The sequence below is a fragment of the Novosphingobium sp. BL-S-32 genome, from assembly GCF_056857055.1.
This window is the reverse complement of sequence record NZ_CM166476.1, coordinates 334,544-357,734: the sequence shown is the minus strand read 5'-3', so window position 1 is coordinate 357,734 and position 23,191 is coordinate 334,544. Positions and strand designations below refer to the sequence as shown.

General features: G+C 62.5%; 23 protein-coding genes and 1 riboswitch. Of the genes, 6 read left to right on the top strand and 17 right to left on the bottom strand.

All coding sequences use genetic code 11. The features are described from left to right. Positions 1-5: 5 nt before the first annotated feature. Positions 6-1,115, bottom strand: coding sequence for an acyltransferase family protein (locus tag AC1VVK_RS01765; protein WP_482904125.1), 1,110 nt, complete (start codon positions 1,113-1,115; stop codon positions 6-8). 124 nt (positions 1,116-1,239) lie between these two features. On the opposite strand from AC1VVK_RS01765, the gene AC1VVK_RS01760 reads away from it, so the two are divergent. Beyond that, the gene (locus AC1VVK_RS01760; RefSeq protein WP_132385379.1) at positions 1,240-1,509 is read left to right on the top strand and encodes a hypothetical protein; all 270 of its coding nucleotides are present in this window, start codon (positions 1,240-1,242) and stop codon (positions 1,507-1,509) included. A 112-nt stretch (positions 1,510-1,621) separates the two neighbouring features. On the opposite strand, the gene AC1VVK_RS01755 is transcribed toward AC1VVK_RS01760, so the two are convergent. From AC1VVK_RS01755 to AC1VVK_RS01710, 10 genes are all read right to left on the bottom strand, one after another. After that, positions 1,622-2,014, bottom strand: a complete 393-nt coding sequence (locus AC1VVK_RS01755; RefSeq protein ID WP_482904124.1) for a Dabb family protein — start codon at positions 2,012-2,014, stop codon at positions 1,622-1,624. Positions 2,015-2,050: 36 nt separating this feature from the next. Continuing rightward, positions 2,051-3,088 carry a LacI family DNA-binding transcriptional regulator gene (locus AC1VVK_RS01750; RefSeq protein WP_482904123.1) on the bottom strand — a complete coding sequence of 346 codons (1,038 nt, stop codon included), beginning with the start codon at positions 3,086-3,088 and terminating at the stop codon, positions 2,051-2,053. A gap of 79 nt (positions 3,089-3,167) precedes the next feature. Beyond that, on the bottom strand, positions 3,168-4,850 hold the full coding sequence (locus AC1VVK_RS01745; protein WP_482904122.1) for a GMC oxidoreductase: 1,683 nt from the start codon (positions 4,848-4,850) through the stop codon (positions 3,168-3,170). 16 nt (positions 4,851-4,866) lie between these two features. After that, positions 4,867-5,706 (bottom strand): sugar phosphate isomerase/epimerase family protein, encoded by an 840-nt coding sequence (locus AC1VVK_RS01740; RefSeq protein WP_482904121.1) that lies wholly within the window; start codon positions 5,704-5,706, stop codon positions 4,867-4,869. A gap of 2 nt (positions 5,707-5,708) precedes the next feature. Beyond that, entirely contained in the window at positions 5,709-6,278 is a 570-nt protein-coding gene (locus AC1VVK_RS01735; protein WP_482905096.1) for a gluconate 2-dehydrogenase subunit 3 family protein, read from the bottom strand. After that, a complete protein-coding gene (locus tag AC1VVK_RS01730) occupies positions 6,275-7,102 on the bottom strand; it encodes a 3-keto-disaccharide hydrolase (RefSeq protein ID WP_482904120.1) in 828 nt (275 codons plus the stop codon). The genes AC1VVK_RS01735 and AC1VVK_RS01730 overlap by 4 nt, the downstream gene beginning before the upstream one ends. Before the next feature lie 13 nt (positions 7,103-7,115). Next, positions 7,116-8,036 carry a hydroxypyruvate isomerase family protein gene (locus tag AC1VVK_RS01725; protein ID WP_482904119.1) on the bottom strand — a complete coding sequence of 307 codons (921 nt, stop codon included), beginning with the start codon at positions 8,034-8,036 and terminating at the stop codon, positions 7,116-7,118. Next, positions 8,033-9,337 (bottom strand): MFS transporter, encoded by a 1,305-nt coding sequence (locus AC1VVK_RS01720; RefSeq protein ID WP_482904118.1) that lies wholly within the window; start codon positions 9,335-9,337, stop codon positions 8,033-8,035. The genes AC1VVK_RS01725 and AC1VVK_RS01720 overlap by 4 nt, the downstream gene beginning before the upstream one ends. Before the next feature lie 63 nt (positions 9,338-9,400). Then, a complete protein-coding gene (locus tag AC1VVK_RS01715) occupies positions 9,401-10,444 on the bottom strand; it encodes a sugar phosphate isomerase/epimerase family protein (protein ID WP_482905095.1) in 1,044 nt (347 codons plus the stop codon). A 14-nt stretch (positions 10,445-10,458) separates the two neighbouring features. Continuing rightward, positions 10,459-10,830, bottom strand: a complete 372-nt coding sequence (locus AC1VVK_RS01710; protein WP_482904117.1) for a c-type cytochrome — start codon at positions 10,828-10,830, stop codon at positions 10,459-10,461. 107 nt (positions 10,831-10,937) lie between these two features. On the opposite strand from AC1VVK_RS01710, the gene AC1VVK_RS01705 reads away from it, so the two are divergent. Together AC1VVK_RS01705 and AC1VVK_RS01700 are read left to right on the top strand one after the other, a co-directional pair. After that, on the top strand, positions 10,938-12,107 hold the full coding sequence (locus AC1VVK_RS01705; RefSeq protein ID WP_482904116.1) for a Gfo/Idh/MocA family protein: 1,170 nt from the start codon (positions 10,938-10,940) through the stop codon (positions 12,105-12,107). A 133-nt stretch (positions 12,108-12,240) separates the two neighbouring features. Next, entirely contained in the window at positions 12,241-13,824 is a 1,584-nt protein-coding gene (locus AC1VVK_RS01700) for an EAL domain-containing protein (protein ID WP_482904115.1), read from the top strand. A gap of 9 nt (positions 13,825-13,833) precedes the next feature. On the opposite strand, the gene AC1VVK_RS01695 is transcribed toward AC1VVK_RS01700, so the two are convergent. The 4 genes from AC1VVK_RS01695 to AC1VVK_RS01680 form a co-directional block, all read right to left on the bottom strand. After that, positions 13,834-14,268, bottom strand: coding sequence for a hypothetical protein (locus AC1VVK_RS01695; RefSeq protein ID WP_482904114.1), 435 nt, complete (start codon positions 14,266-14,268; stop codon positions 13,834-13,836). A gap of 43 nt (positions 14,269-14,311) precedes the next feature. After that, positions 14,312-15,088 carry an SDR family NAD(P)-dependent oxidoreductase gene (locus AC1VVK_RS01690; protein WP_482904113.1) on the bottom strand — a complete coding sequence of 259 codons (777 nt, stop codon included), beginning with the start codon at positions 15,086-15,088 and terminating at the stop codon, positions 14,312-14,314. After that, positions 15,085-15,579 carry a nuclear transport factor 2 family protein gene (locus AC1VVK_RS01685; RefSeq protein ID WP_482904112.1) on the bottom strand — a complete coding sequence of 165 codons (495 nt, stop codon included), beginning with the start codon at positions 15,577-15,579 and terminating at the stop codon, positions 15,085-15,087. Before AC1VVK_RS01685 ends, AC1VVK_RS01690 begins: the two co-directional genes overlap by 4 nt. A 120-nt stretch (positions 15,580-15,699) precedes the next feature. Further along, positions 15,700-16,581, bottom strand: coding sequence for a class I SAM-dependent methyltransferase (locus tag AC1VVK_RS01680; protein WP_482904111.1), 882 nt, complete (start codon positions 16,579-16,581; stop codon positions 15,700-15,702). Between the two features lie 321 nt (positions 16,582-16,902). Next, positions 16,903-17,144: riboswitch (cobalamin riboswitch) on the top strand. A gap of 174 nt (positions 17,145-17,318) precedes the next feature. On the opposite strand from AC1VVK_RS01680, the gene AC1VVK_RS01675 reads away from it, so the two are divergent. After that, a complete protein-coding gene (locus tag AC1VVK_RS01675; RefSeq protein WP_482904110.1) occupies positions 17,319-18,398 on the top strand; it encodes a HoxN/HupN/NixA family nickel/cobalt transporter in 1,080 nt (359 codons plus the stop codon). A 49-nt stretch (positions 18,399-18,447) separates the two neighbouring features. On the opposite strand, the gene acs is transcribed toward AC1VVK_RS01675, so the two are convergent. Continuing rightward, the gene (acs, locus tag AC1VVK_RS01670) at positions 18,448-20,397 is read right to left on the bottom strand and encodes an acetate--CoA ligase (protein WP_482904109.1); all 1,950 of its coding nucleotides are present in this window, start codon (positions 20,395-20,397) and stop codon (positions 18,448-18,450) included. Between the two features lie 373 nt (positions 20,398-20,770). Here acs and AC1VVK_RS01665 point away from each other — a divergent pair, with 373 nt between their 5' ends. Further along, positions 20,771-21,286, top strand: a complete 516-nt coding sequence (locus AC1VVK_RS01665) for a GNAT family N-acetyltransferase (RefSeq protein WP_482904108.1) — start codon at positions 20,771-20,773, stop codon at positions 21,284-21,286. Positions 21,287-21,380: 94 nt separating this feature from the next. Further along, a complete protein-coding gene (locus tag AC1VVK_RS01660; RefSeq protein WP_482904107.1) occupies positions 21,381-21,689 on the top strand; it encodes a PilZ domain-containing protein in 309 nt (102 codons plus the stop codon). An 84-nt stretch (positions 21,690-21,773) separates the two neighbouring features. Here AC1VVK_RS01660 and lpdA read toward each other — a convergent pair whose 3' ends face one another. Then, positions 21,774-23,189 (bottom strand): dihydrolipoyl dehydrogenase, encoded by a 1,416-nt coding sequence (gene lpdA, locus AC1VVK_RS01655; RefSeq protein WP_482904106.1) that lies wholly within the window; start codon positions 23,187-23,189, stop codon positions 21,774-21,776. Positions 23,190-23,191 lie beyond the last annotated feature (2 nt).

Here is a 23,191-nt window from a genome sequence, read left to right as displayed (position 1 = left end):
TGCCTTCAATGAGCCGGGGCGAGGCTGATACGTTCCGTTCTGCGAGCGCTTAGCCAATGCCTGACCGGCTCATCGAATGCTACCGTCGCGATCCAGCCCACCGTTAGGGAAGCGATCACAAAGGCGACAAGCCAAAGCAGACGTGCGCCAAGGTCAAGGGCAGCAGGTTGAACTGAACTGGCTATGATAAGAAGCGGGTAGTGCGTCATGTAGAGTGGATAAGACAACCGTCCTATCCTCGCCCAGTTGGGGGATGAATACCTTGCCGTCAGGGCTACGATCAAGATCGCAGGAAATGCCAAGGTTACGATTAGCAGGTCAACTACGCCGGATTTACCGGGAATGGCGAAGCACGCTGTAAGAGCAAGTGCCACAGCCCCTAAATGTAAGCCAGGCAGGATACACGGGAGTCTGCGCGTCTGTTTGAGTCGCCAAATCAGAATGCCAATGGAGAACGGCAGCAGGGTACGCGGTGCACCTGCCAGGATGTCGCATGATGAATAGCCTATCTCGAGCGTCGATGTTGAAATGATGATGAGGTAGAGATAGGTGAAGGAGACTAGCGAAATTCGCGCCCATGTACCATTTTCACATCTTACCAAGATGGCGGCGAACGATATATTCGCTAGTGTTTCGAAAAATAGAGACCAAGTGGGCGGATCTATTATCCAGATGTTGGCGCGTCCGTTCGACACGAACTTTGCTGGTAGCAAGAAGAGCTGCAAAATCACGGCTCTAATCAGTTCAGGCCATCCGATGTTGACCGTCGCGACAAGCGCGATTGTGCCCAAGACCGTGCCAAGCAGAATCATCGGATAGAGGCGTACGATCCGCGCCAAGGCGAACGCCCGCAGGCTCATGCCTCCGCGCAAGCGCTCCTGATACGAGTGGGCCATGACGAAACCGCTCAACAGGAAAAAGAAATCGACGCCCAGGAAACCGCGTGGAACCAGTACGCTGCCAAACAGGCGCCAGCCGTGCATACACATCACCACAATTGCGACGACGCCGCGAAGGCCATCCAGAGATCCATAATGATATCGCGTCTGCACTGAATGACCGATCCCTGTTGTCGTCAGATTGATGTGCTGAACACCGCGAATTTTTTGGCACACATTGGTTTATTGGCAGTTACCATGCGCTGGATCATCTCTCACGCTGCGGGATTGAATTCAGAGAGGTGCGTCGCTCGCCGCAAGGTGATAGCCTGTCGCCACCTATCAAGAGGGAGAGAACTTGATGCCGCTGATCGATAGAGCTGCGCGGGCACTGGCGAAGGCTGAACATGGTTCCGATGAATGGAATGGCCTCACTCCCGAAGATCAGGAGGTGCTGAGGCAAAATGCGTTGGCGGTTATTTCGGCGATCCGCGTTCCCTCGCCGGCCATGACCGCTGCGGGCGAGAAACTGATTGGACAGGAGCGCCGTCACGCCATCGACCACGGCGATATGCACGACGCCTGGCAGGTCATGATCGATGTGCTCTTGCAAAAGAACGTCAGCGGGTGAGCGGGAAGCCGGCCTGACGTTTTTCAATCGCTATGGGTTTGGCGAAAGTTCGTCCGTAAGCGCCAGCAGGACGACTTTCGCCTTGCGACTGCGGATTGCCGGGCTTTTGCGATTAGACGGACACAGGCTCCGGAATAATGGTCATGTCATAGACGACCACCTTCTCCCATAGATGTTCGCAGGATTTGACGAAGGCCTGATGGATCGGGTGATCCTGATAGGTTTTCTGATCTTCCGCGCTCTCGAAATACATCAGTTCCGACACGTCGAAGCTTGAATCCACGACCTCGCGTTTTTCAGTGCTCGCTGGAACGCCGATTTCCAACCGGCGGATGACCGGAATGCCCTGCAACTTACGAAGACCGGCAATGAGTTCGCCGCGGTCCGCTTGCGATCCGGGCTGCTTCAGCCAGAAAAACACGTGATGCACCAGCTTCGTGCCGGCAAGGGATGTTGCCGCCTTGACCGAGGAGGCGGCGCTGAGCGCGTCATTCGATGCTGTCATTGCCGCCGTTTCCTTTCTGCGCGTTTCCAAGGAAGATCATTGCTGAGGCACGCGCGCGATGGATGCGCGCTGGACGATGTCGTGATCGAAAATTTCGTCGCTCACACCGACCTCTGCCTTGCCGAGCGCGGCGATCAGGCACTGGGTGGCGCGAAAGGCCATATCCTCGACCGGTTGCCGCACCACCGTCAGCGGCGGCCAGATGCGCGATGCCAGAATAGTGTCGTCGAAGCCCGTGACGGTCAGATCTCCGGGCAATTGCAGTCCCATGTGATTGGCCTGCGCGACTACGCCTGCCGCCAGATCGTCGCTGCTGCAAATGATTGCGGTCGGCCGGTCCTGTCGAGACAGAAGCGTCTGCGCGGCCGCCATGCCCGATGCGTAATCGAACTCGCCGTGCTGCACGATCAGGTCGGCCTCTTCGGACAGACCGGCCTCGTGCAAAGCCGCCCGGAAGCCGCCTAGCCGCGCCGCCACCACGCTGTAGGGATCCGGGCCGGCGACATAGGCGATACGCTGGTGGCCGCTGGCAATGACCTGCCGGGTGATGGACTGCATGGCGGCGCGGTTGTCGATCCTGACCGTCGTGATATAGGGCATCGCGGTGCCGGTCGCGATGGCTGCTAGCGGGACGCCCAATGCGGAAAGAATGCCCGATCCGCCGAGCTGTTCGGCAAAGGGCGGGATGAGCAGCAAGGCATCGGCGCCGGACCGCACGAGATCCTGGGCCATGCGTTCGGCTTCTTCGCGCGTGTCGCCGTCCCCGTCGCGCAGGATCAGTTGGAGGCCATGCGCGTTGGTCGCGCGCAGCGTTCCCACCAGTACGGCATCTAGAAAAGGCGTCCGTCGGTTGCTGTAAAGAAGGCCAACCGTCGTCGCCCGCGCCTTGGCGAGGCGCCGTGCGGCCAGATTGGGGACATAGCCCAGTTCCACAATCGCGGCCTGTACGGTCGCCACGGTGGCCGCGCTGGCCCTGCCCGCCCCGTTGATGACATTCGATACGGTCATGGCCGACACTCCGGCCCGCTGCGCAACCGCGCGGATCGTTACGCCATTTTCGTTTCGTCTCGCCATCAGGTCCCCGTCTCCATAGGTTCTGATAGCGTGTTTCCAGCGCCTTCATAGCGCTGGAAACGGCGGTTCAGCCTAGAGATCAGATCGTGCCCGCTTTCATCGCTTCCACGGCGTGATCGACGGCGCGCGCGGTCAGGGCCATGAAGGTCAGCGAGGGATTGACGCAGGAAATGGAGGCCATCTGCGCTCCGTCCGTGACGAACAGGTTGGAGGCATCGTGCGCCTGACTCCACTTGTTCAGCACCGACGCGTGAGTATCGGCGCCCATGCGGGCACCACCCATTTCGTGGATGGCGTCACCCGGCACATGTTCCTTCACGCTGCTTTGGACGTTCTTCAGCCCAGCCGCGCGCAGCATCTTTTCGCCCTGTTCGCGGGCGTCCGCCATCATCCGCAATTCATTGTCGCGGAACCTGACGTTGAACTGCATCAGCGGAATGCCGAAGCGGTCGGTCTTGTTCGGGTTCAGCGCGACGTGATTATCCTCGTACGGCAGGCATTCGCCGAATGCGCCCATCTGGAATTTCCAACCGCCATAGCGGCGCATCCCTTCCTTCATCGAGGCGCCGAAGCCCACAGGTTTGGCCGGCTCCCGGTAGGCGGCGCCCTGATAGCCATAGCCGCGCCGGAACCCCAGATCCTCGTCCTTGCCGATATTGCGGAAGCGCGGGACATAGATGCCGCCGGGGCGGCGGCCATATTCGATGAATTCTTCCATTCCGGGGATGTCGCCCTTCACGCCGACGCGGAAGATATGGTCCATCACATAGCGACCCAGCGTGCCGCTCGTATCGAAATGGCTGCGCTGGCTCCCTTGCGGGCGCGAGTTCATGAGGATCTGCACCGAGCCAAGCGTCGAGGCATTCAGGAAGACGACCCGTGCGCTAACCACTTCGGCCTGACCGGTCTTGGCATCGACGAAACGGACGCCCGTGACCTTCCTGGTCGCGGGGTCGTATTCAAGATTGGTGACGACGGCATCCGATCGCAGCGTCAGCCGCCCCGTTGCGCGCGCGGCGGGCAAAGTGACCGACTGCGTCGAAAAATAGGCGCCGAAGGAGCAGCCATTGCTGCACTGGTTGCGGAACTGGCACTTGGTGCGGTTCTGCTCGGGCTTGTCCTCGGTCATGTTGGACAGGCGGGCATTGATCATCTTGCGGCCGGGGAATTCTGCCTCCAGCCGCTGCTTCATCCATTTTTCGGCGATGTTCATCGGCATCGGCGGTTGGAATTCGCTATCCGGCAGATAGTCGAGATTTTCGCGCGATCCGGACACGCCGATGTATTTCTCTACATAGCTGTACCACGGCGCGAGGTCTTCGTAACGGATCGGCCAGTCTCCCCCGATACCCTCGCGCTTGTTCGCTTCGAAATCGGCGGGGCTCCAGCGGAAACACCACCGCCCCCAGATCAGCGACTTGCCGCCGACCGCGGAGGGGCGGATCCAGTAGAACTTGCTGCCTTCGCCGTAATCGTAGGGATTGAGCCGGTCGTTATTGTAGAAGGCCTGATTGCTGGGCGTGACATAGCCGTGCTGGGCGATGAAATAGTCGCTCTCACGGAGGCCGTCGGGCATGATGTTGCGCGCGGGGACTTCATAAGCGGGCTTGCCGTCGTACGTGTAGTCCTCGCCATGCTCGACCATGTGGCCCCGGTCGAGCATCAGTACGCGCAGCCCCTTTTCCGTCAGTTCCTTCGCGGCCCAACCGCCGCTTACGCCTGAACCGATGACGATCGCATCGAACCTGTCCGTAGAAGCCATGATGATCCTCTCCCGGTCAGAAGCGCAGCGCGCTCAGCGTCTGGAAGCTTTTCGTGATGTCGGGGATGAAGGGCGCGGGCGCCTGATCGTTTTCGACATAGAAATGCTGCACGCCGGCAAGCTGGTTCAGCTTGAAGATGCTGGCGAAGTCGATCGTGCCGGCGCCAACGGCCGCCATGCTGCGGTCGGCGCGCATGTCCTTCACGTGATAGGCATAGATGCGGCCCGGCAAGCTGCGGATCAGTGCGTGAGGATCCTGCCCGGCATAGATGGCCCAGTAGAGGTCCAGCTCGAACTTCAGCAGCGCGGGATTGGTGCCCTTGATCAATCGCTCGTAGAGGCTGACGCCGTCCGGTTTGACCGTGAATTCGAAGTCGTGATTGTGGTAGGCGAAGCCCAGGCCGGCCGCCTTCAGCTTTTCGCCAATGCGGTTGATGTTGGCAATCGCTGCATCCCATGCGGGGCCATTGCGGTGCTTGTCGACCATGTAGGGCAGGACGATCGTTTGCGCGCCCAAAGTCCTGGCCATGGTGATGCTGGCGTCGAAATTGTCCAGCAGCGCGTCATAGCCGACATGGATGGACGGGCTCTTCAGGCCCAGCCGGTCCATGGTCTTGCGCAGTAGGGCATGATCCATGGTGTCATAGCCGCCACCGCCATATTCGACTTCGCGATATCCGACCTTGGCGACCTGTTCGAGCGTTCCAACCGGATCGGCAGCGAAGATTTCGCGCACAGTGTAGAGTTGCAATCCGATTTTCGAAAGCTGCGCGGCGCGGGCGAGACCGGCAAGAAAAGGCTGGCTGGCGAGCACGGCAAGGCCGCCGGCGCCCAACATCACGGAACGACGATTCATGATCATGCGGAATAGACCTTGTTGACCTGAGAATAGGGAAAGGCGCCGTTGTATTCGCTGGGTACCGGCAGATATTCGCGCTCCTGCGTGATGCCGATTTCGGACGTGTAATAGCCGACGATCACCATCTGTCTGAACGCCTTGAAGAACTCCGCGCCGCCCGGAAGCGCGTCGTTCATGGTGAGAGTCAGCAGCGCATCCTGCTGATCGGGCTTGGCCTGAACGGCGGGCAGTCCATAGTCCTGCCGGCTGCGGGCATCGATTTCGGCGAGACCGGACAGGATTGGCTCGCGGTCTTCCGCAACGGCCCAGTCCGCGAGCAGCTTTTCGATATAGGCGGGCACGCCAGCGGTGATGGCGCCGGGGGTGTCGGTCGTCGGCATGACGCGTTCGCTCAGGGCCGACATCAAGGCACGCTGATCGGGTGTAAAGACCTGAACACTGGGCGCGCCCTGGTCTATCACCGGCATTCCGGCGCCGGGCGTGACCCCTGCCGCCCGGGCCAGCGGGGCGAAAATCTGGGCACCGAACATGGCGACCATGCCGGCTAGTGCGTCTCTGCGGTCCATTATCGTGTGGCCCCTTTCAGATCTTGCGCGATGGCATCTTCCGGCAAGGGACGAACCCAGATGTTACGGAAGGACACCGGCGAGTTGTGGTCCTGCAACTGGATCGGCGCCTTGTCGCCATGCGCCTCATACTGCGCGACTTTGCGCCAGATGGTGGTGCCGAGCATGGCCTGATGGTTCTGCACCAGCACGCCGTTCAGCAGCACCGTGACATAAGCCGGGCGCGCAAGACTGCCGTCCGGGGCGAAGTGCGGGCGTTCGAAGACGATGTCGTAGCTTTGCCATTCCCCCGGCGGCCGGGACGGATTTACCAGCGGGGGTTTCCACCCGTAGACCGCGCCGACGGTTCCATCGGCATAAGTGGCGTTCTGGTAGCTATCGAGGATCTGAACCTCGTAGCGCTGCATGAACCAGATGCCGCTGTTGCCGCGATCCTGAGAGCTTTTCTGCGGCGGATTGGGCGAGCGGAACTCGAGATGGAGCTGAACATCGCCGAACTCCTGCTTCGAGATCAGATTGTTCTCACCGCCGCTTTGGGCGCGGGACGGGATCGTCATCGCGCCCTGTTCCAGCAGCCACGGACCGCGCTCGCCGTGCCATGCGTCCAGCGATGTACCGTCAAACAGGACGATGGCGTCGGACGGCGCACCGCCGGGTGTCGCGGCAGGCGTGACAACGGCCGGCGCCGGGCGATCGGGATCATGGACGTGCCATTTGCCGCCGGGGAGGATCTGTGTGTCCCTGAAGCCCGGCCTATCCTCAGCGTGGGCAAGCGTGCCGGCCATCACGCAAGCCGCCGTTACCATGCCGATGTGGATGCCCTTCATCCTCGCGCCCCCTTCATGCCTTGTCGATGGCGCGATAGGCGGCGATCAGCCGATCCTCGCCTGCCCGCCCGTCCAGCGAATTTCCGTGCTCCATGCCGATCACGCCGGCATAACCGCGCCCGCGCAGCCAGCGGGCAATATTGGCGAAGTTGATCTCGCCGGTGCCCGGCTCCTTGCGTCCGGGGTTGTCGCCGAACTGGATGTAGCCGATCTCCCCCCAGCAGGCGTCGAGCGTCGGGATCAGGTTCCCGGACTGAATCTGTTCGTGATAGAGGTCCGCCAGCACCTTGATGCCCGGGCTATTGGCGCCGCGCGCGATGGCATAGCCCTGCGCGATCGACTGCATGAAGACGCCGGGATGGTTAGTGCGCGTATTGAGCGGCTCCATCACCAGCGCCAATCCATGCGGCGCGACAATGTCTCCGGCGCGCCGCATGCAATCGATGATCCGCCCGGTCTGGATCTCCACCGGTACCTTGCGGTCCATGAAGCCGGTAACGACGGTCATGTGCTTGGCATTGAGGCGCTTGGCCACATCGATGGAGGTACGGATATCCTCCAGAAACGCACCCCGCTCGGCATCGTCGTTGCTGCCCAGAACCGGCCGGAAATCCGCCCATTTCGGCATGCTGGCAACGAAGACGCCCATGGTCATGCCACGCTGGGCAAGCGCGCGGGCCATGGCTTCCTGCTGTTCGACCGGGCGCTTGCGTGCCTCGTTATCCTCCCAGCCGCGAAACCCCTGGTCGGCCGCGTAAGCGATCTGTTCCAGCAGACCGCCCCGGCTGGCGAAACTGCCTTCATGAGGCGCGTAGCCGAGCGAGAAATGCGCGGCATTCGATCCGCCTGCGCCCTTGTCCGTGCTGATCGACAGGGCCGGAGTTGCCGCAGCAGCAAGTCCGGTGGCGATCACCGCGCGTCTGGAAAGGCTCATGCCACGCCCTCCATAACGCGCGCGGCGCGGCGGCTGGCGCGTCGTTCGGTCAGCCAGATCGCGCCGAACACGAAGAGCAGGGTCAAGGGAACGAACGTCAGCCGCGCGAAGGATTGGGAGGCGGCGGCATCTTCCACGGCGTGCAGCGCGGAACCGCTCAGCTGCGTGAAGGCTTCCGGACCGCCCGCAATCTCGACTTTCGCCTGATCGAACATTTCACCGAGGCGAGGCAGAACAAAGAAGCTTGCCAGAGCGCCGGCCGAACCGACCAGTCCCAACGCCCAGGAGTCCCCGCGCGGATAGCGTTCGGCGACGGAGGCCAGCATCGTCGGCCACATGGCGCAGACGCCGAGGCCCCAGACGGTCGATGCAAGGATCGCGGAAACGGGCGACTGGGCCTGCGACAGCAGGAACAGGCCGATCGCGGCAAGCAGGCTCGAAACCCAGAGCAGCCCCGGATTGGACAGGCGGCCGGCAATCCGCCCGGCGAAATGGCGGAAGACGAACATCAGCGCGCTGACATAGACCAGCAGCAATATGCCGCGCATGCCGACGCGATTGCTGAGTGCAACATCGATCCACTGACCCGGTGCCAGTTCCGAGGATGCGGTAAGGAACATGGCGCCGAACCAGACGAAGAAGCTGGGGCGGCGCACCACTTCCAGCATCATGTCCTTCATGGCCCGCTCACCCGCCATTTTGGGTGGTTCGGGAAACCGGGTGGTCGCCGCGATCACGATGACGCAGACGGCGGGCAGGAACACCAGTGCCATGATCGCCTGCCACGGCAGCAGCGGCGCCAGGAATACGCCCGCAAGGCCGCCGACGATCAGCCCCCCGGGATACCATGCGTGGAGCACATTCAGGCGATGCGTGGTGTCCTCGGGATAGAGACGCGCGGTGAGCGGGTTGATCGACGCTTCGGCAAAGCCCCAGCCGATGCCGCTCAGCAGCATGCCCAGCCACACCAGATGATAGACGGCCATGCCGGTGGCGAAGGCCCCTGCCCCCACGATCAGCGTCGTGCCAATCAGGAAAGCGACGCCGCAGCCGATCAATATTCGGCGGATACCCACCCGATCGAGCAGCGCGCTGACGACGAAGACCGTGATCGCAAAACCCAGAAAAGCCGCGCCCAGAGCCGCGCCGATCAATTCGCCCGCAGCGATCGGCGCGATGGGATCGATCCATTGCGCCTTCAGGCTGCTCGCCACTGCCGCGCGCAAGGATGCGCTCATCGATGCCGTGAAGAGCGCCAGAACGCTCAGCCAAAACAGCCTCTGCCGGTTTACGCCCGTCATGCCCCGTTCCTCTGCCCAGTGCCCCGTTCAATGTTTTTTATCGGGGTCGAGTCTGCTTTGCCGTCAGGTTAGTCCCAACCAGCGCTTGTTGTTGGCGGGGTCACCGCCGCCTGCAAAATCGTCGAAGGCCCGTTCCGGCCGGCGGATCATGTGTGCCGCAATGAAGGGCGCACCTTCGCGCGCGCCGTCCTCAGGATGCTTCAGGCAGCATTCCCATTCCAGCACCGCCCAGCCGTCATAGCCATACTGCGTCAGGCGCGAGAAAATGCCGGTGAAGTCGATCTGGCCATCACCCAACGAACGGAAGCGGCCCGGCCGGTCGATCCAGTCGGCGTAACCGCCATAGACGCCCGCCCGCCCGGTGGGATTGAACTCCGCATCCTTCACATGGAACATCTTGATGCGGTCATGATAGATGTCGATGAACTGGAGATAGTCCATCGCCTGAAGCACGAAGTGGCTTGGATCATAGAGAATATTGGCGCGCGAATGGCCGCCTACCGCGTCGAGAAAGCGTTCGAACGTCAGGCCGTCATGCAGATCCTCGCCTGGATGCAATTCGTAGCAGAGATCGATGCCCTGCTCGTCGAACGCATCCAGAATAGGCCGCCACCGGCGCCCCAGTTCTGTGAAGGCCTCTTCCACCAGACCGGCAGGCCGCTGCGGCCAAGGGTAGAAGTACGGCCACGCCAGAGCGCCCGAAAAGGTCGCGTGCGCGGTCAGCCCCAGTCGCCGGCTTGCCTTGGCCGCCAGTTTCAGTTGATCGACCGCCCATGCCTGCCGTTCGGCGGGTTTGCCGCGCAATTCGGGAGGCGCAAAATTGTCGAACGCCGCATCGTAAGCGGGGTGAACCGCTACCAACTGCCCCTGCAAATGGGTCGACAGTTCGGAAATCTCGACGCCCGCCTCGCGGCAACGCCCGGCCAGTTCGTCGCAATAGTCCTGGCTTTCCGCCGCCAGCGCCAGATCCATGCAGCGCGGATCGTTACTGGGCACCTGAATGCCCTTGTAACCGGCCTGCGCCATCCAGCGTGCGGCGTTGTCCAGTGTGTCGAACGGCGCCGTGTCGCTCATGAACTGGGCCAGGAAGATCGCGGGACTGCGCATGGCCTGTCGCGCCTTCACTTCAGGCTTTTGAGATAGGCGATGATCGCCGCGCGCTTGGCTGGATCCGGCGTGGAAATCGGCATGCGCGTACCGGGAACCTTCTTCGACGGCGCGGTCAGAAAATCATCCAGGCTCTGATCGTCCCAACGCAGTTTGGAACCCCGGAGAGCCGGCGAATAGCCGAAGCCGGGAAGCGATGCCGCCGGACGACCCACGACACCATGCAGATTTGGGCCAATGCCGCTCTTTCCGTCGCTCTCCACGCTGTGGCAGGCACGGCACGCGTTAAAGGCCGAAGGCGCTGTTTGGGCCATGACCGGCGCGGCAAACAGCATCGCCGCGACTGCGGCAACCGGTGTCAGGCTGAGGTTTGCTGTCATGCGCATCCTCGACTCTCCGTCTTATTTATTGTTGCCTAACGTTTACCGGTAAATCATATCAGATCAAGGCCAGAATTATGGGGCTGGGACAAAGCGAAAAAAGGAGGAGAGAGGTGAGCACACGGACCTTGCGTCTGGCCATGGCCGGAGGCGGAGAAGGCGCTTTTATCGGTGCTATCCACCGCGCGGCAGCCGCACTCGACGGACGCTGGCGGCTTGTCGCCGGCACGTTCAGCAGCGATCCCGAGCGCAATCGTCGCTCCGGCGAAACGCTGGGGATCGAACCTGCCCGGACATATGACTCGCTCGACGCATTGCTTGCAGCGGAATCTGCTTTGCCGGTCGGGGAACGCGTCGACGCCATATCCATCGTGACGCCGAACCATCTTCACGCCCCCATGGCGATCGCCGCGCTGGACGCAGGGTTTCACGTGTTTTGCGAAAAGCCGATGGCGCTCGATCTGGAAGAGTCCCGCCTGATCGCGCAGGCGGCGGCGCGATCAGGCCGTCATTTTGGCCTGGCCTTTACCTATAGCGGCTATCCCTTGGTGGAAGAAGCACGCCTGCGCGTGGCGCGGGGAGACTTCGGCAAGATCCGGCTGGTGCAGGTCGAATATTCGCAGGGCTGGCTCAGTCAGGCGATCGACAGGGAAGGCAACAAGCAGGCGGAGTGGCGCACGGACCCCGCCCGCGCCGGATTGGGTGGATGCCTTGGCGATATCGGCACCCACGCCTTCCATCTGGCGGAACATGTCTCGGGCCTGCATGTCCGGGAACTCTGCGCGGACCTGACGACTCACGTTCCGGAACGGCGGCTGGACGACGATGTTAGTGTCCTGCTTCGTCTGGACGGCGGCGCGCGCGGAACGCTGAAGGCAACGCAAGTCGCGGCGGGGGACGAGAACGGCCTGAAACTGCGCATTCACGGCGAACGCGGCGGTCTGGAATGGGCGCAGATGGAGCCCAATACGCTGACCTTGCGCTGGCTGGACCGCCCGGCCGAAACGCTTCGGGCCGGCGGGCCGGGTCTGGCGGAATCCACCCTCCTCCGGTTGCGCACACCCGCCGGACATCCCGAGGGCTATATCGAAGCGTTCGCCAACCTCTACTGCGCTTTCGCCGCCCGAATATCGAACAGCGCGGCAGTGCCGGGGGTGGATGACTGGTTCCCATCGATCGAGGCGGGGCTCAGGACCATGGCTTTCGTCGAAAGCGTGATCGCCAATTCCGCGTCCGAGGAGAAATGGACGGAACTTGCGGTCGGGCCTCTCCCATCGGGCTGACCGGCTTCGGTCAGGCGATGCCGCGTCAATCAGCCTCATTTTCGGTCGCGGATGTCACTTTGAGCGGGCAATTCATGCACTGTGCGCACAATCGCACATATAATGTGCTGAATTGCTGGACATCTCGCTGCTCATGTATCGCCGACGGGTCGTATTTTTCGCTGGTTTCCTCGCTGTGCTGGCGGCCGTGGTGCCGCTGGCCGGAATTGCGGCCTATGCGCGATATCGGGCCAGCGCGGCCGAGCAGGAGCATCGCCTCGAATACAGCAATTGGACGCTCATGCGGGCCGGTCGGCAACTGGCCTATACGAAAGCGGCCTTCCGCAAGCTTGAGGCGGAGAACTGGAGGGGGTGTTCGCCCGACCACATCGTGCGCATGCGTCAGGTCACCGTAGACACCCGTACGGTTGACGAAGTCGGATACTTCATCGACGGCAAGCTTGCCTGCACAAGCTGGGGCATGGTGACGAAGGACATCGCGAAGGGCACGCCCGATGCCATGTTGCCCGATGGCTTCGGCCTCTTCCTCAACGTGAGGCCGAAAATCACGGGTGGCGCTCCCACTCTGGTGCTCGCCCACGGCGACTACAATGTCCTGATGCGGCCTGAGCGGCTTGTCGATGTCCTGACGGACACGGCCATGACGCTGGGGATCGCCACGCTGGACGGAAAGCTGGTAGCGATCAACGGCACCGCGGGTCTGCCTCTGGCGCACCGGATCGCGCGAACCGGCGGTTTCGGCCGATCGGGAGCGCTTGTCTATGCTTCAAGCCAGGACAGGAATTTCCGCGCCTTTGCGATCACCGACCACTCGCTCGTCGAAACGCGCGTAGATCGGGAACTGTGGCTGCTGGTCCCGATAGGTCTGGCGGTTTCCGCGCTTCTCGTGTGCCTTGTGGTATGGCTGTCACGCCAACGGCTTTCGCTGGAGCGTGAGATTGCGATCGCCATCAAGCGGCGCGAATTCCGGGTCTGCTACCAGCCGATCATCGAGCTTTCGACAGGTCTCTGCGTCGGTGCCGAAGCGCTGCTACGGTGGGAGCGGGCGGACGGATCGTGCGTGCTGCCGGACCTTTTTATACCGCTTGCGGAACGCAACGACCTGATCGAACCGCTCACCGACCTCATGATCGCTTGTGTCGTGGAGGATCTGGCGGAAATGCTGCGTCGCAAGCGCAACGTTCATATCGCCATCAACATTTCTTCGGCCGACATGCAGAGCGGGCGTTTCCTTCCGATCCTGACGACGGCCCTTGCCCGCACGAACGTCGCGCCCGAGCAGATCTGGCTGGAGGCAACCGAGCGCGGCTTCATGAATGCGGCTGCTGCGCGCGCGACACTGGAGACCGCTAGGGCGCAGGGGCATCCGGTTGCGATCGATGACTTCGGCACGGGCTATTCCAGCCTCTCGTTGCTGGAACTGCTCCCGCTTGATGCCCTGAAGGTGGACAAGTCTTTCATCCGGGCAATCGGAAAATCCGCTGCCACCAGCGCCGTCATCCCGCACATCATCGATATGGCTCACGGCCTGAACTTCAAGATCATCGCGGAAGGTGTGGAGACGCGGGAACAGGAGGCCTACCTCCGCAGCGCCGGTGTCGAATTCGCGCAAGGCTGGCTCTATTCGCAGGCGCTCCCGGCCGCCGATTTCCTGCGATATTATGAGCGTACGAACGCAGATGCCCCATCGCCGGAATTCCGGGGCATCGCGGGCTGATCGGAGAATTCAGCGCTTTCCAAGCGGCATCACATAGACATCCAGATGGCGAAGCTTCTGCGCGTCATCGAATTCGTAAATCGTCACCGTGTTCGACACGTCCGTTACCCCGTCACGCGAATTGCGCTCCTCCAGTTCCAGGATCACCCGGTTCGCCTGTTCGGTGACATGGCGCAAAGTTCCTTCCCAGGAGCTGCCCGCCGCATATTGCGAGATATAGAACTTGTACTTCGGCCAATCGATCACTTCGGCCTGAGGGCCCAGAAACACGCCCATGCGTTCATAGGCGTCGACATTGACGAGCGCCTCGATCCCGGCCCAGTCCGAGGCTTCCAGCGGCCCGGACTTCGCTTTCTCGACGATGCCCGCGAAGGCTTCGCTATAGGCGATGACCTTTTGCGTGAGACCGGTGAAATCCGTCGATTTCGGCATCTCATTCGCCATATACCCTCTCCCGATTTTATGGATTTCCCAGAATAATTACGCGTCAGGACATCACCAGGCCGCCATCGACGTTGATCGACTGCCCGGTCACCGTGCGCGCCTCGTCAGAGGCGAGGAACAGCGCCATCCGCGCCACATCGTCAGGCGTGGAGAAGGTCTTCAACGGCACGCCCGCGACCAGACCGGCCTCGACGTCCTCGAAGCTTTTCCCCTGCTCATCGGCGATCCGCTTCATGTAGTTGATCATGAGGTCGGTGCCGATGGCACCCGGCACCACGCAATTGCAGCGGATGCCGAATTCACCCACCTCCCGCGCAATCGTCTTGGTGAGAATGCGCAGTGCGCCTTTGGCCGCGGAATAGTGGCTCTTGCGGGCCATGCCGTCCCACCCCGCGCTGGACGAGAAGTTGACGATGGAGCCCGTCCGCCGTTCCAGCATCGAACGGTTCAGCACCTCGCGCGTGCACAGCATCGCGGCCATGCAATCGACCCTGTATGTGTCGAGGAAGTTGTCGATGGTCTGCTCCCAGATCCACTTGTCGACGCCGGGGACGGCCGCATTGTTCATCATCACGTCGACCTGGCCCCAGCGGGCCATCGCCGCCTCGACCATGGCTGCGACGTCCTCCTCCACGGTAACATCGGCGCGCACCGCCACAGCGTCGGCGCCGATTGCGGCGGCAACCTCCTCCACCAGCTCGAGCCGCCGGGCCGCCAGAACCAGCCGGGCGCCCTCCTGCGCCATCATCTTCGCCATGACCGGGCCCAGCCCGGTGCTCGCGCCAGTAATGATCGCGACTTTCCCTTCGAAGCGGCTCATATCGTGGCCACCTTGCGCATGGTCTCGTGGCTCTCCGCCGAACCGTCGAGCGCGCGGTTGAAGCGCTCGATGATACGCCAGCCCTGCCCGCCGCGCTCCAGAGTCCAGTGATTGACCGCCGCGCGCCAAAGGAACCAGCGGTCCTCTTCGCGAAGGATCACGACCGAATAGCCAACCGCCTCGGCCTTATCGCCATGCACGCTGATCTTCGGCGTCGCCGTGAGGTGCGCGCAGCCGGTCTTGACCAGTTCGAGATGGCCTTCCCACGCATACATGTCGGCGATTTCGTCAGGCGCCGAAAGGCGCAGAGTACCGCCATCGGGCAAAGTGAAGTTGTAGCCGCCGCCCTCGACCCACAAATCGCCCGCAGGCCGTGCCGTGCCGCTATCCACCAAAGGACCGTAAGTGTTCAGCAGATTGAGGATCTCCAGATGATCCTCCGCCTTGCGGCAGCGCTCTTCCAGCGCCGCCAAGCGCGCTTCGACATCCATCCCTGACAGTCCTTATGGTTTGCGTCCGGTCTTTTGGTGCCCGGTTCGATGACAGCTTACGCAACAGGATGGATCTGAAAAGCCTTTACGCGCGATCGCCCATGGCCGGGTGTGGGAGGGTCACGCGGCCACCTGCTCTCCGCCGGAACCGCCCCGCGAAGATTCTTCGGCGGCATTCATTTCGGACGAGGCGGCGAGCCGGCGGTATTTGATGCGCCGGTAAAACCTTCGGCATTTCGCCACGAAATCGGGTGCGACCTCCTGCCCCTGCTCCAGGAGATAAGAACGAAGCCGTTGCAGGCGATTGGTCGAGGCGGTCTGAAAAACGAGCTGTCGATAGGCCTCAAGCGTATCGTCGCGGTCGATGATACTGTTCGCGTCGGCGATGACTTCACCGAAGTAGGTGTCCACCAGCTGTTGCCCGGCGCTGAGCTTTCCCGACTCGGTGAGCTTGTTGATCAGCAACCATGACAGACGCATCTTGCTGTCTATGCGGTAAGTCGCGCCCTGACGCTTCACCCGCACCTGATCGGCGATATCGTCGATTATCATGGAGCAACCGGGCGCAAGCCGCTGCTCAAGCGTTTCCAGATCGCGATCGATCCGCCCATCGGCGTCGAGCATCAGGACGGAAACGGTCTGGTCGTCCGGGAGAACCGAAAGCCCGCTTCGCAGATCGGATGGCGTAACCGTGACCAGATCCTGGACACCGTAGCGCGCCAGATTGGCCTCTATTCGCGCGATGCGTTTCCCTGGCGAGTTCAACGATCGCCTCGGGCCGCCTGTCATCGGATCGAACGTGAACACATGGCCAGATTTGCCCGAATTTCGCAAACCCAGCGCGAGTGCGACCGTGGCCGCCCCCATGGCCGTGCCGACTTCGACGATCTGACCGCCGCGTTGGGCGGTTTCGTAGATGCGCGCATAGACGGCCGGCGCCAGCATCCCGTCACAAGTTGCGATAAGTTCAGAAAAAAGCTCGTTTCTTGCACCCTCGAGCATCGGAAGCCTCCCGAAATGCCTCTCCTATTCAAGTGTCGCTACTGTGAGTCAGAAATATATGATCCACCATCTCGAGGAGAATATTATTTCACATGAAATTCAGCCGGATTCACCATCGACTCTTAATGATTTCACTCGCAGTAATTGCCTATTGTAGAGTGCGGATCATTTTTACGCTCATAAAATCACCTTCCGATCGGGAAAAATCGCGACCCATTTGGTCCGGGCGCCGAAATGCGAAGGCGGTTCCGGCTCGTGAAGCGCTCTTGCCCTGATGCACCGCCGAGACTACCAATGCGGCCGTCGAGACGCTTTCAGGGTCTCGGCACTGATCGCGCCGGTGTCCCGAAAGGGGCTTAAAAGGGAACGCGGTGAGGACCTTGCGTCTGAAACCGAGGCTGTCCCTGCAACTGTAAGCGGCGAGCGCGATGCACATCGCGGCAGGGCAAGGCGCCCTTGCCGCAGCCACTGGGCCGGACGCTAAGTCATGCGGGGCCTGGGAAGGCCGTGCATCGAGGCCTTGACCCGCAAGCCAGGAGACCTGCCGGCGTCTGGTCGCTCTTGCCCTGGCCCAGGGGATGGCCGTGGCACGGTAACTCCGTCTGAGCGACGCACGTGCGGCGAGGGCCGCACCGGCATGCGTGCCGGGCGCTGGACGGCGTCCGTCCGGCGCACAGGCCGGCCGTTCGCGCGGAGGCCCTCCCCGAAAGTCGCTGACGCCGACGGGGTATTCACGAATGCAAGTCAGTTCTGTTTCGCATCGAACAACGGCGGCCGAGGGGCCTTCCGGCAAACCGCGCCTGCGCCGTCGGGTCGCGGTGCTTTTTGCCGCGCTCGTGGGCGCGAACGTCGCCACCTGGCTCTGGGCGTTCGGCGCGTTCCACGGCAATCCCGTGATGCTCGGCACCGCCGTGCTCGCCTGGAGCCTTGGCATGCGCCACGCCGTGGACGCCGACCACATCGCCGCGATCGATAATGTTACCCGCAAGCTGATGCAGGACGGGCAGCGCCCGCTCACGGTCGGGCTGTGGTTCGCGATCGGGCACTCGGCCATCGTGCTGATCGCGGCGACCACGATCGCGGCGGCGGCCAGCACGCTGGACGATTTCGAGGCATTCGGTCAGTCCGGCGGGGTTATCGCCACGGTCGTTTCGGCCAGCTTCCTTTTCGCCATCGCCATCATGAATCTCGCGATCCTACGCGGCGTGTGGTCTCGCTTCCAGCAGGTTCGTGGCGGCGGCACTTATGCGGAGGAGGATCTGGACATCCTGCTCGCCGGGCGCGGCCTGATGGCGCGCATCCTGCGCCCGCTGTTCCGTCTGGTACGCAAGAGCTGGCACATGGCCCCGCTCGGCTTCCTGTTCGGCCTGGGCTTCGATACCGCGACCGAAGTGGCGATCCTCGGCCTTTCGGGCGCTCACGCGGCGGACGGCATTTCGCTCGGAACGGTGCTGGTGTTCCCGGTGCTCTTCGCCGTGGGCATGGCGCTGATCGACACTGCCGACGGGGTCATCATGCTCGGCGCCTACGAATGGGCTTTCGTGAAGCCGATCCGCAAGCTCTACTACAACATCACGATCACCTCGATCTCAGCCCTTGTGGCGCTGGTGATCGGGTCGATCCAGACGGCGGCGCTGCTGGTCGACAAGTTCGGGCTGAAAGGCGGCTTCTGGTCCGGCGTCAGCGCACTGTCCGAGCATTTCAACACGCTCGGCTTCCTTATTATCGGCCTGTTCGTGCTGTGCTGGGTGCTGAGCTACGCCGTTTACCGCTGGCGTGACTTCGACGCCATCGAGGTGGCCACCGACGCAGGCTGAACCCACGCGGAGGATGCACCGGGCTTTCCCGGGCATCCTCCGCGTCCGGTCATGCAGTTGCCGGCTGCGGCCGGTTGGCGATCAGGTTCTCGACCACCGAGGGATCGGCAAGCGTCGAGATATCGCCGAGGTTCGAGAAGTCGTTCTCGCCGATCTTGCGCAGGATGCGGCGCATGATCTTGCCCGAGCGGGTCTTGGGCAGGCCCGGCGCGAACTGGATGACGTCCGGCGTAGCGATCGGGCCGATCTCATGGCGAACCCACTTGATCAGTTCCTTGCGCAGCGCCTCGTCCGGCTCGACTTCGGCATTGCAGGTGACGAAGGCATAGATGCCCTGCCCCTTGATCTCGTGCGGCATGCCGACGACTGCCGCCTCGGCAACCGCCGGATGGGCCACCAGCGCCGATTCGATCTCGGCCGTGCCCATGCGGTGGCCGGAGACGTTGATCACGTCGTCGATGCGGCCGGTGATCCAGTAATAGCCATCCTCGTCGCGGCGGCAGCCGTCGCCGGTGAAGTAGCATCCCGCGAATGTCGAGAAGTAGGTCATGAAGAAGCGCGCGTGATCGCCCCAGACGGTGCGCATCTGCCCCGGCCAGCTGTCGGTGATGACCAGACAGCCATCGGCTGCGCCTTCGAGCACGGTGCCGTCGTTATCGACCAGCATCGGCTTTACGCCGAACATCGGCTTGCTGGCCGAACCCGGCTTGAGCGCGGTGGCGCCCGGCAGCGGCGTGATCATCGCGCCGCCCGTTTCGGTCTGCCACCAGGTGTCGACGATCGGGCAGCGCCCCTCGCCCACGACCTTGTGATACCATTCCCACGCCTCGGGATTGATCGGTTCGCCCACCGAGCCGAGCAGGCGCAGGCTCTTGCGCGAGGTTTTCTTCACATAGTCGTCACCCTCGCGCATCAGTGCGCGCAGTGCCGTCGGCGCGCCGTAGAAGATCTCGACCCCGAACTTGTCGACCACTTGCCAAAAGCGGCTCGCATCGGGGAAGTTGGGCACGCCCTCGAACATCACCGTGGTCGCGCCGTTGGCCAGCGGGCCGTAGACGACGTAGGAGTGGCCCGTGACCCAGCCGATATCGGCCGCGCACCAGTAGATCTGGCCCGGCCGGTAATCGAAGACGTACTCATGCGTCATCGAGGCCCAGACCGAATAGCCGCCGGTGGTGTGGAGCACGCCCTTGGGCTTGCCGGTCGAACCCGAGGTGTAGAGGATGAACAGCGGATCTTCGGCGTTCATCTCTTCCGGAGCGCAATCGGTGGACTGCGCGGCGACCGAGCTGGCCCAATCGATATCGCGCCCCTTGACCATCGGCACGCCCGCGCCGGTATGGCTGAGGACGACGACGGTCTCGACGTCCGGGCAGGCCTTCAGCGCTTCATCGACATTCGCCTTGAGCGCGATGGTCTTGCCGCCGCGCAAGCCTTCGTCGCTAGTAAGCACGATACGGCTGTCGCAATCCTGGATGCGGCCAGCCAGCGCGTCGGGCGAAAAGCCGGCGAAGACAATCGAGTGGATCGCACCGATGCGCGCGCAGGCGAGCATGGCAACGGCGGCTTCGGGCACCATCGGCAGGTAAATGGTCACGCGGTCCCCGCGCTTGACCCCACGCGCCTTGAGGAGGTTGGCGAAGCGGCAGACCGATTCATGCAGCTCGCGGTACGTGATCCGGCGTTCCGGGTTCTTTGGGTCGTCCGGTTCCCAGAGAATGGCGATGGCGTCGCCGCGCTCGGCTAGGTGACGATCAAGGCAATTGGCGGAGAGGTTGAGCGTACCGTCGGAGAACCAGGAAATGCCGAAATCGGCTTCGTGGAAACTGGTCTTCTTCACCTCGGTGAACGGCTTGATCCAGTCGATCCGCTTCGCCTCGTCGCGCCAGAATCCCTCGGGATCGCTGACCGAGCGCTGGTACATTTCATCGTAACGCGCTGCGTCGATCAGGGCGTTCCGGGCCCATTCTTCAGGCACGGGATAGATGGCCTCAGCCATGACGTATTCTCCTCTCCGGCCGAGTGCATCCGGCGAAACCCTATTTCGCGCCGGCCCTGGACTCGCTTCGAGAATCCGGTCGGCGTCTCACTCGTTCGGCGTGACGTTAGCCAAAGATCGCGCGCCTTGCACCATGTTCGCAAAGGCTTCTTCAAAGGACGCGGGGAAATCCCGTTCCGGTTCCGGGACGGTTCTCCATCCCGGCGCGCGACAGGGCCGGTGGCTTGTGTTATCCCGTTGATATTGCCGCAGCGAAGGCGGCGGCGATTGGTCCCGTTACAGGCAAGTCCCTGATTGCGATTGCTGATCCCGATCAAGGACAAGTCCCGCGCGGTGGCCCAAGGAACCGGCACTTCTCGATGGAGTCTCGTCCATGTCTTTCAGTGACGTCATTACCCTGCCCACCCGTTCCGGCATCGAGCTGGAGGTCCGCCCCGCCAAGGAAAGCGACGAGGCCGACGTTACCGCCTTCTTCGAACGCGTGGCCGACGAGGATCGCCGTTTCCGTTTCTTTGCGGCCGCCGACAAGGTGAGCGCACAGCAGATCGCCCCGCTCGTCAATGCCGACCAGTTTCGCACCGAATCGTGGATCGGCTTCGACAAGGCGAGCGGCCAACTGGTCGCCTCGGGCGTGCTGGCCTGTGACGAGGCGCTCGATACCGCCGAAGTCGCGATCTCGGTTGCCAGCGCCTACAAGGGAAAGGGCATCGGTTGGGCCATGCTCGATTTTCTTGGCAAACAGGCCGATGCGCGTGGATGCCGCCGAGTGATCGCGATCGAGAGCCGTGAAAACAGCGCCGCCATCGAAGTGGAGCGTGACAAGGGCTTCACGCCCGAAACTTTCGAAGGCGATCCGACGCTGGTGGTGCTTTCCAAGACGTTTCGCTGAAAGGTTTCCACCGTTTCGGTGCGAACCGTCGGTGCCGCTAACCCCTTGGTAAGTCTACTTCTTGCAAGGCAATTCTCACATCAGGGAGGATGCCTTGCAAGACGTTACGAGTCCCGATCTACTCGTCCGCGATACCCGAGTGGGCGTATCGATCCTGTGCGAGGTGCGGCAAGGCATGCGCCCTTGGAAGGCCGCGCGACTGGATGATCTGTCTCCGGGCGGTTTCCGCATCGCCTGGCTTCCCGACACCCGCGACGACATGCCTCTGCGCATCCGCATTCCGGGGCTTCAGATGCTTGGTGCGCGGGTTTGCTGGGTGCGCGGGGCCACGGTCGGCTGCGAGTTCGTCGAGCCGCTCCATCCCGCCGTTTTCGAACATATCGTCCGCGCCGCCGCCAACTGACCGGTCCCCGGCAGTAGCGACAGCAAACGAAAAGGGCGGGCCTTGCGGGCCCGCCCTTCGCGTATTCCGTATCGGCGCTTAGCCTTACATGTGCAGCGCGCGGCCATAGGCGGCGAGCGTTGCCTCGTGCATCGTCTCCGAGATGGTCGGATGCGGGAACACGGTGTTCATCAGCTCGGCCTCGGTGGTTTCGAGCGTCTTGCCGACCACGTAGCCCTGGATCATTTCGGTCACTTCCGCGCCGATCATGTGGGCACCGAGCAGTTCGCCGGTCTTGGCGTCGAACACGGTCTTCACGAAGCCTTCCGGCTCGCCCAGTGCGATGGCCTTGCCGTTACCGATGAACGGGAAGGTGCCGGCCTTCACTTCGTAGCCCGCTTCCTTCGCCTTCGCTTCGGTCATGCCGACCGAGGCGATCTGCGGGTGGCAGTAGGTGCAGCCCGGGATGTTGCGACGGTCGAGCGGGTGCGGATGCACGTCCTTGTTGCCCAGTTCCTGCGCAATCGCCTCGGCGGCAGTGACGCCTTCGTGGCTTGCCTTGTGGGCCAGCCAGGGACCGTCAACGCAGTCACCGATCGCCCAGATGCCCTTGACGTTGGTGCGGCCGTAGTCGTCGGTCTTGATGTGGAAGCGCTTGTCCGGCTCGATGCCGAGGTCTTCCAGACCGATGTTCTCGACGTTCGGCACGATGCCGATGGCGACGATCATGTGGCTGAATTCCACCGCCTCGGCCTTGCCGGCCTTGTCGGTGATCGTCACCTTCACGCTGTCCTTGCCGACGACCATGTCGCTGGTCTTGGCGCTGGTCATGATCTTCATGCCCTGCTTGGTCAGCTGCTTTTCGAGGAACGCCGAAACGTCGGCATCCTCGACCGGGACGATGCGGTCCATCATCTCGACGACCGTGACGTCAACGCCCATGTCATTGTAGAAGCTGGCGAATTCGATGCCGATGGCGCCCGATCCGATGACCAGAAGCTTGGTAGGCATTTCCTTCGGCGTCATCGCGTGGCGGTAGGTCCACACGCGGTTGCCGTCAGCCTTGGCGTGCGGCAGGTCGCGGGCGCGGGCGCCGGTGGCGATCACGATGTGCTTGGCTTCAAGGGTCTCGGTGCCCTTCTCGCCGGTCACCTGGAGCTTGCCCGGACCGACAAGCTTGCCGGTGCCCATGTGCACGGTGATCTTGTTCTTCTTCATCAGGTGCGTGACGCCCTGATTGAGCTGCTTGGCAACGCCGCGCGAACGCTGGACCACGGCATCGAGATCGGCCGTGATGTTCTCGGCCGAAAGACCGTAGTTCTTGGCGTGCTTCATCTGGTGGAACACCTCGGCCGAGCGCAGCAGCGCCTTGGTCGGGATGCAGCCCCAGTTGAGGCAGATGCCGCCGAGCAGTTCGCGCTCGACGATGGCGGTCTTCAGGCCCAGCTGTGCGGCACGGATTGCCGCGACATAGCCACCGGGACCCGAGCCGAGAACGATGACGTCATAGGTATCAGCCACTG

Bases quoted from the DNA above. Each gene is read 5' to 3' on its own strand.
- AC1VVK_RS01725 (WP_482904119.1), bottom strand. From the start codon at position 8,036: ATGAGCCTTTCCAGACGCGCGGTGATCGCCACCGGACTTGCTGCTGCG.
- AC1VVK_RS01695 (WP_482904114.1), bottom strand. From the start codon at position 14,268: ATGGCGAATGAGATGCCGAAATCGACGGATTTCACCGGTCTCACGCAA.
- AC1VVK_RS01730 (WP_482904120.1), bottom strand. From the start codon at position 7,102: ATGAAGGGCATCCACATCGGCATGGTAACGGCGGCTTGCGTGATGGCC.
- AC1VVK_RS01675 (WP_482904110.1), top strand. From the start codon at position 17,319: ATGCAAGTCAGTTCTGTTTCGCATCGAACAACGGCGGCCGAGGGGCCT.
- AC1VVK_RS01755 (WP_482904124.1), bottom strand. From the start codon at position 2,014: ATGACAGCATCGAATGACGCGCTCAGCGCCGCCTCCTCGGTCAAGGCG.
- AC1VVK_RS01740 (WP_482904121.1), bottom strand. From the start codon at position 5,706: ATGAATCGTCGTTCCGTGATGTTGGGCGCCGGCGGCCTTGCCGTGCTC.
- AC1VVK_RS01715 (WP_482905095.1), bottom strand. From the start codon at position 10,444: ATGCGCAGTCCCGCGATCTTCCTGGCCCAGTTCATGAGCGACACGGCG.
- AC1VVK_RS01720 (WP_482904118.1), bottom strand. From the start codon at position 9,337: ATGACGGGCGTAAACCGGCAGAGGCTGTTTTGGCTGAGCGTTCTGGCG.
- AC1VVK_RS01665 (WP_482904108.1), top strand. From the start codon at position 20,771: ATGTCTTTCAGTGACGTCATTACCCTGCCCACCCGTTCCGGCATCGAG.
- AC1VVK_RS01710 (WP_482904117.1), bottom strand. From the start codon at position 10,830: ATGCGCATGACAGCAAACCTCAGCCTGACACCGGTTGCCGCAGTCGCG.
- AC1VVK_RS01685 (WP_482904112.1), bottom strand. From the start codon at position 15,579: ATGGATGTCGAAGCGCGCTTGGCGGCGCTGGAAGAGCGCTGCCGCAAG.
- AC1VVK_RS01700 (WP_482904115.1), top strand. From the start codon at position 12,241: ATGTATCGCCGACGGGTCGTATTTTTCGCTGGTTTCCTCGCTGTGCTG.
- acs (WP_482904109.1), bottom strand. From the start codon at position 20,397: ATGGCTGAGGCCATCTATCCCGTGCCTGAAGAATGGGCCCGGAACGCC.
- AC1VVK_RS01750 (WP_482904123.1), bottom strand. From the start codon at position 3,088: ATGGCGAGACGAAACGAAAATGGCGTAACGATCCGCGCGGTTGCGCAG.
- AC1VVK_RS01680 (WP_482904111.1), bottom strand. From the start codon at position 16,581: ATGCTCGAGGGTGCAAGAAACGAGCTTTTTTCTGAACTTATCGCAACT.
- AC1VVK_RS01745 (WP_482904122.1), bottom strand. From the start codon at position 4,850: ATGGCTTCTACGGACAGGTTCGATGCGATCGTCATCGGTTCAGGCGTA.
- AC1VVK_RS01760 (WP_132385379.1), top strand. From the start codon at position 1,240: ATGCCGCTGATCGATAGAGCTGCGCGGGCACTGGCGAAGGCTGAACAT.
- AC1VVK_RS01690 (WP_482904113.1), bottom strand. From the start codon at position 15,088: ATGAGCCGCTTCGAAGGGAAAGTCGCGATCATTACTGGCGCGAGCACC.